Source organism: Streptomyces sp. NPDC001880 (assembly GCF_053594575.1).
In genome coordinates this window covers 1-1,023 of record NZ_JBSFET010000310.1, presented here as the reverse complement: position 1 = coordinate 1,023, position 1,023 = coordinate 1, and the positions used below count along the sequence as shown (strand labels likewise).

The following is a 1,023-nucleotide window of genomic DNA, read 5'->3' as shown; positions in this document are numbered from 1 at the left end:
CACGCCACGACGTGCACACCACCGGCAGAACAGACACGAGACAGAAGAAGCCAACGACCCCACGACCACGCCGTACTGGTTAAAGATCAAGTTAGGGCGTTTCTTTCGGATCACCTCGCCGGGATCGCCTGGGCCGCCGGCGCGTCTGCGGACGAGTTGGTGCGGGCCGACGCGCAACTCTTGCCTCCCGCGCCCTGGACCCGCTGCGGGGGAGCCGCACCGCCCCGCGCGACATGGTCAACCTGCTGCGGCTGATCTGGTCCGACCAGGCGGGCCCGGCAGCCGCCTGCAGACGGGTGCGTGCGGTGATGGCCAGGCAGTTGACCGGCACCGGATCGCGAGCGGCTTCCGGCACCCGGTGCGGGGCACAGCCAAGAGCGGCAGCCTGGTCGGCGTGGTCCGCAACGAGATCGGCGTGATCTCCTGTCCCGACGGCCGTAGATATGCCGCCGCTGTCATCACCCGATCCCGGCCGGGATCGGACGACGTCGCGATCAGCGCCGCCATCGGGACCGCCACTGCGCGGGCCGTCGCCGCGCTTCGGGAAGAAGGTTCCTGAGGGCCCTCAGATGCCCGGCACCAGTCGCTGGCCCCGGCGTGGGGAATAGCTGACGGCCGGGTCGGGGCTGTGGGACAGCGGGCCGAGCCCGGTTCCGGGATGCCCGAGCAGTGTTCTTCCCGAAGATTCCGGGAGCGATCAATCCAGCTGGGCTCCGCGGGACGGCGGCTGGCCTCTGCGACTCTGTTGAGCGTTTGCCCAGGTCAGAATCCGATCGGGCTTGCTCAACTCCGGCAGTTTCGCGTTTTGGCCTGGTCGGCAGAGGGTTGCGCTGCTAACCCCCGGCTGCCCCACCATGTGGCCCGGAGGTCACGCTGCCTGCACCTACTGGTCCGCGACCGACCGCAGCTGCCGCACGGTCCGGCTCCGACGCTGCTGCCACGCAATCGCGGACACCCCGGCCCGCTCCGCGGTCTCCCGCGCCCCGGCCCGCGACTCGTCCGCGATCAACGCGCCCGCACCAC

General features: G+C 70.4%; 1 pseudogene. It reads left to right on the top strand.

Annotated elements, in window-relative coordinates:
• Positions 1-233: 233 nt before the first annotated feature.
• Positions 234-559, top strand: a pseudogene (locus ACWCQ6_RS37505) (serine hydrolase).
• Positions 560-1,023: the final 464 nt, after the last annotated feature.